Source organism: Streptomyces sp. H27-H5 (assembly GCF_026627505.1).
Classification (GTDB): Bacteria; Actinomycetota; Actinomycetes; order Streptomycetales; family Streptomycetaceae; genus Streptomyces.
The window spans coordinates 1-5,170 of the sequence record NZ_JAPNLK010000206.1 but is presented as its reverse complement, the minus strand read 5'-3'; the positions used below and the strand labels follow the sequence as shown (position 1 = coordinate 5,170).

Below are 5,170 nucleotides of genomic sequence, written 5' to 3'. Positions count from 1 at the left end.
ACTTACGAGGTGCCCTCTTGCTCGGGTCTGATGGAAGCGTAGAAACTCCCATCATCCCAGGTCAGCGGGCACCTCTTCTGATTTCTCCATCCACAGCCCGACCACTACGCGGTGGATCCAGGCTCAAAGACCCCCTGATCATGGTCCTGATCGGGGCGGTCCTGCTCACGATCGCCATAGGCGACCACGCCGACTCCGTCGTCATCGGCCTGGTGATCCTCTTCAACACCACCGTCGGCGTGACCCAGGAGATCCGCGCCGACAACGCGGTGGCCGCCCTCTCGGCCATGTCGGCCCCGGGAGCACGGGTACTGAGGGAGGGCACGCCACGCGAAGTCCCGGCCACCGACGTCGTCCCCGGTGACGTGCTGCTCCTGGGCGAAGGTGACATCGTCGCCGCCGACGCCGAGCTCACCGAGGCATCGGCCCTCCTCGTCGACGAGTCCATGCTCACCGGAGAGTCCGTCGCCGTGGACAAGGAACGAGGTACGACCTTGAGCGCCGGAACCGTCGTCGTACGGGGGAGAGGCGTGGCCACGGTGGCGGCGACCGGCGCGGCCAGCGCACTCGGCCGCATCGCCGCCCTCCTGGACGGAGCGCGGGAGCCGACACCACTGCAACACCGCCTCGCCTCTCTCGGCCGGATCCTGGCCGCCGCCACCCTCGGACTATGCCTGGTCGTCTTCGTACTCGGCCTCCTGCAAGGCCTGCCCGTCGGGATCATGGCCGTGACCGCCATCAGCCTCGCGGTGGCCGCGGTACCGGAATCCCTGCCGGCCGTCGTCACCCTCGCCCTCGCACTCGGCGCCCGCCGCATGGCCACCCGGCACGCGCTCGTACGTCGCCTTCCCGCCGTGGAGACGCTCGGTTCCGTATCGGTCCTCGCCACGGACAAGACCGGCACCCTCACCGAAGGCCGCATGGTGGTCCAGCACGTCTGGATGCCCCAGGCCACGGCCGACCTCTCCGGCGTCGGCTACGAACCGGAGGGTGACGTCCTGATCGCCGGCCGACCCCCGACGCCGGCGCAATGGGATCCTCTACGCGAACTGCTGACAGCGGCGGCGCTCTGCAACGACGCCTCGGTCCGGCCGCCGACGGGACCCGCCCCGCCCGACGACCGCTGGATCGCACTGGGCGACCCCACCGAAGCGGCCCTCCTGACGGCCGCGGCCAAAGCGGGCTGCGCCGATCAGGCCACCCTCCACGAAAGTCACCCGCGCGCCGACGAGGCCCCCTTCGACAGCGTGCGCAAACGCATGACCACCCTGCACACAACGGCCGAGGACCGGGTGCTCGTCTGCCTGAAAGGCGCACCCGAGGCGATCCTGGACCCCGCCGTCCTCGCCGACGCCCCCGACCTGCTGCACACAGCGGGACAGCAGGCCGCGCTGCTGGCCGCACGCGGCTTCCGCGTCCTCGCCATCGCCTCCGGGACACGGGACGCCGTGCCGAACGACGCCGCCGACGCCGAGTCCGGTCTCCACCTGCTCGGCTTGGTCGCCATCAGCGATCCGCCCAAACCGGAGGCAGCTGCCACCATCGCCGCCTGCCGGGCCGCGGGCATCACCCCCATCCTCATCACCGGGGACCACCCCGCCACCGCGCGAGCCGTGGCCGCCCAGGTCGGACTGCTCGCTGCCGGCACCTCGTCCAAGGACGTGGTCACCGGCGCGGACATCGCCGCCGGCCAGGTCGAGGACCTCACCGCCGTCAGGGTGTTCGCCCGCACGAATCCCCAGCAGAAGCTGGACATCGTCGAAGCCTGGCGCTCCCGCGGGGCCGTCACCGCGATGACCGGCGACGGCGTGAACGACGGACCCGCCCTGCGCCAGGCCGACATCGGCGTCGCCATGGGCGCACGCGGCACGGAGGTCGCACGGCAGGCGGCCGACCTCGTGCTCACCAACGACGAAGTGTCGACGGTCGTCGCGGCGGTCGAGGAAGGCCGTCGCGTCTACGACAACATCCGGCGCTTCCTCGTGTACGGCCTGGCGGGCGGAACGGCAGAGATCCTCGTCATGCTCGCCGGCCCCCTCCTCGGCCTCCCCCTGCCCCTGCGGGCCGGTCAGATCCTCTGGATCAACCTCCTCACCCACGGCCTCACCGGAGTCGCCATGGGCGCCGAACCCGTCTCACCGGGCGCCATGAACAGGCCTCCCCGCCCGACCGGACAGCACATCCTCGGCGCCGGCGCCTGGCAGCGACTCCTCCTGCTCGCCACCGTCGTCACCGCCTCCTGCCTCGCCGCCGCCCTCACCGCACGCGCCTGGGACCTGCCCTGGCAGAGCGTGCTCTTCCTCGCCTTGCTCGCCGGCCAGCTCGGAGTGGTCCTGGGCCTGCGAGCCCGCCTGCTGACCAAGGAGAACCTCTTCCTTCCCCTGGCGGTGCTCGCCTCCGCACTCCTCGCGGCAGCCGCGCTCTACCTCCCCGCACTCCGGTCGATCCTGGAAACCGAACCGCTCAACCTGACCGGCATCGGCCTGGCGGCTGCCACAGCCCTGATCAGTTTCACCGCGGCCCGCGTCGTACGGTCCGCGTTCCACACGCGGCCACGAACGACGCCGATCTCTCAAGGCTGAGGCGAAACGGCCTCGGCTGTGGGCCGCCGACTACCGGGCGTGCGGCCGGCGGGCCGCATCGTAGAGCTGCGGGAGCGCATCAACGCTGATGGGCGGGCAGGAGTCGTCGACGGCGCTGTTATGGCTGGCGAAGAGGTGGGTCAGTAGCGCTCAGGTCGGCGTCGCCGACGCCGGCTTTCCCATGACGTCGCCAGGAGCGAGCAGTTGCCGGGCGTGGGGAAGCGGCTCGATGCCCTCGAACTCGGCGACGAGTGACGGGAAGGGGGAGCGGCGGCGCGCGGGAACTACCCTCTCCGGCGGTGCGTCCACGGGCGACCGTCCCGCTGACGGGATGCCATCCCGTCCGCAGTGAGAGGCGGTGGGCCGCCCATCCCGCCGGACGGCGACCGCCGATCCGAGTCGGCCAAGTGCAAGCGGGAGCGAGGTCTTCGACCGGCTGCGGCGTTCCCGCCGACCACTTTGGGATGGCCGGAGCTCATCAACATCCCAGGAGTCAAAGGCCGCAGCACGGCGCGCGTAACAACTGTCGCGCCGGGCCAGCCCCGTTGCATTCGGCACCCATACGTCATACCTGCTGGGTGCGGTTCTCTGTCGGGGGCATGGCGGTGCGATTCCGGGGCCCTAGTGGCCCGGCGGGCAGGGCCGTTCGGCCCTTCGGTTGTCGGTATACCGGCGAGCACACTGTCGGTGGAGGCAAGCGGATGCGGTGCCCTTCCGGGCACCCGAGGTGCTTGCTTCGAGGAGAGAACATGACCGACACCATCACCCGGACCCCTCCCGTCGAGAGCGTGCCCAACGGTACGGGCAAGGACCTGCGCCACCGCACCGCTTCCGCCCTGCCCGTACCGGAGTCCCGGGGCCGGACGACGATCGCGGACAGCGTGGTGGCTCAGATCGCCGGTATGGCCGCCCGCGAGGTCCCCGGTATCCACAGCCTGGGCGCCGGGATGAGCCGGGCCTTCGGCGCGATGCGCGATCACGTCCCCGGCGGAGGCTCGAACCTCTCCCGCGGCGTCAGGGTCGAGGTCGGCGAGCGCCAGGCTGCCGTCGACCTCGACGTGGTGGTCGAGTACGGAGTAGCGATCCTCGACATCGCCGCCACCACCCGCGCGCACGTGATCGCCGAGGTGGAGCGGACCACCGGCCTGGATGTCGTGGAGGTCAACATCTCGGTCGTCGACGTCCACCTGCCCCAGGAGGACGACGACTCCGCCCCCGGCGAGAGCCGGGTGCAGTGACCCGTCCCCCGCTGGAGCGCACCACCTGGCGTGAGCACGCGTCGGACACGGAACCGGGGCGGAGCGCCGGCGGAGACATCACCGGCATCGGCCTGCTGGCCGGGATGGCCCTGGGGTTCGCCGGCTACTTCGGCGGATTCTTCGCCTTCCTGCTGGTGGCCGTCATGGGAACGGCGGGGCTGGCGACGGGGCTTGTCCTGGAGGGGCGCCTGGACCTGGGCGCCCTTCTGGGGGCACGCGGCGGCCGACGATGAGTACCGCCCTGGTGCCGCCCGAGCCGCACCGGCCACCAGCCGTAGCGGCGCTGGGTCGCGGGACCACGCACATTGAGGACAGGGCCGTAGCCCGCATCGCCGCTCGGGCGGCGAGCGACGCACTCGAAGCGCACGCCAGTCCTGGGCAGCGCACGCAGGCCCCGCACGTCCGGATTGCCACCGCCGGGGGTGCGGTGCGGGTTGCGCTGCAGATCCACCTGCCCTACCCGGCAGACCTCTCGGCAGTCTGCACCCGACTGCAGGACCACGTCGCCGTGCGCCTGGCCGAAATGACGGGCCTTCATGTCCCCGAGGTTCGCGTCGGGATCCAGCACTTCATCATCGACCCCGTCGGCACACCGCGGAGCCCCGTGGTGGACCTCACCAAGCCACCGGCCCATCCTGGGCCCCGCGGTCCGGCCCTCGTCGGGGGCGACAGCGCGGCCGCGAAGCACACGGCGCGCGTGCCGTCCCGGTGGTGGGCGGCACGCCGGATCCCCGCCGCGCTGACAGCCATGCTGGTGATGGGCGCGTCAGGGCTGCTCATCTACGACATCGTGGCCGCAGGACAGGAGGATCTGTCCCGCTGGGCCCAGGGCCCGCTGGTCCGTCAGTTGAGTGATCGTTCGCTGGGCAGTGCCTGGACGATCTTCACAGCGGTCCTGTGCGCCGCGCTGGGTCTGTGGCTCGTCGTGCCGGCACTGACACCTGGCCGGCGCCGTCAGCTGCCCCTGCGCCCGCAGGACCAGGACCCGGCACCGCGCGCCGCCCTGGACCGCACCAGCGCCGCCGTCGCCATGCGCGATGCTGCATTGAGCGTGCCGGGCGTCACCACCGCGCGGGTACGCCTACGTCGCCGGGTCACCGTGCGAGCCGTCAGCAGCTTCGGCGACCCACTGCAGATCGACACAGATCTCACCCACACCATGAATCAGGCGTTGGACGGACTCTGTCTGGCCCACCCGCTCGCCCTAAGTGGTCTGCGTCGTAAGTCCTTCGGGGGTTGATCACGCGGCCTTGGCGGCGGAGGATTCTTCTGGGTGATCGGCGGTGTGCTGGTCGAGCCTGGCCAGGAGATCGTCCAGGTCGGAGGTGG

4 protein-coding genes are annotated in these 5,170 nt (G+C 71.3%); all 4 read left to right on the top strand.

Annotation, left to right across the window (positions count from 1 at the left end; translation table 11 throughout):
* Positions 1–140 precede the first annotated feature (140 nt).
* The 4 genes from OTB19_RS41495 to OTB19_RS41480 all read left to right on the top strand — a co-directional run bounded on the left by OTB19_RS41495 (position 141) and on the right by OTB19_RS41480 (position 5,081).
* Positions 141–2,582, top strand: coding sequence for a cation-translocating P-type ATPase (locus OTB19_RS41495; protein ID WP_267804044.1), 2,442 nt, complete (start codon positions 141–143; stop codon positions 2,580–2,582).
* Positions 2,583–3,331: 749 nt separating this feature from the next.
* The gene (locus tag OTB19_RS41490; protein WP_267804043.1) at positions 3,332–3,820 is read left to right on the top strand and encodes an Asp23/Gls24 family envelope stress response protein; all 489 of its coding nucleotides are present in this window, start codon (positions 3,332–3,334) and stop codon (positions 3,818–3,820) included.
* Positions 3,817–4,074: a hypothetical protein gene (locus OTB19_RS41485; RefSeq protein WP_267804045.1), complete on the top strand. Its 258-nt coding sequence runs from the start codon at positions 3,817–3,819 to the stop codon at positions 4,072–4,074. The genes OTB19_RS41490 and OTB19_RS41485 overlap by 4 nt, the downstream gene beginning before the upstream one ends.
* A 194-nt stretch (positions 4,075–4,268) precedes the next feature.
* Entirely contained in the window at positions 4,269–5,081 is an 813-nt protein-coding gene (locus tag OTB19_RS41480) for a DUF6286 domain-containing protein (protein WP_324290591.1), read from the top strand.
* Positions 5,082–5,170 lie beyond the last annotated feature (89 nt).

What these genes read in the sequence shown, in the direction of transcription:
- OTB19_RS41490 (WP_267804043.1), top strand. Translation starts at nt 3,332, where the DNA reads ATGACCGACACCATCACCCGGACCCCTCCCGTCGAGAGCGTGCCCAAC.
- OTB19_RS41495 (WP_267804044.1), top strand. Translation starts at nt 141, where the DNA reads ATGGTCCTGATCGGGGCGGTCCTGCTCACGATCGCCATAGGCGACCAC.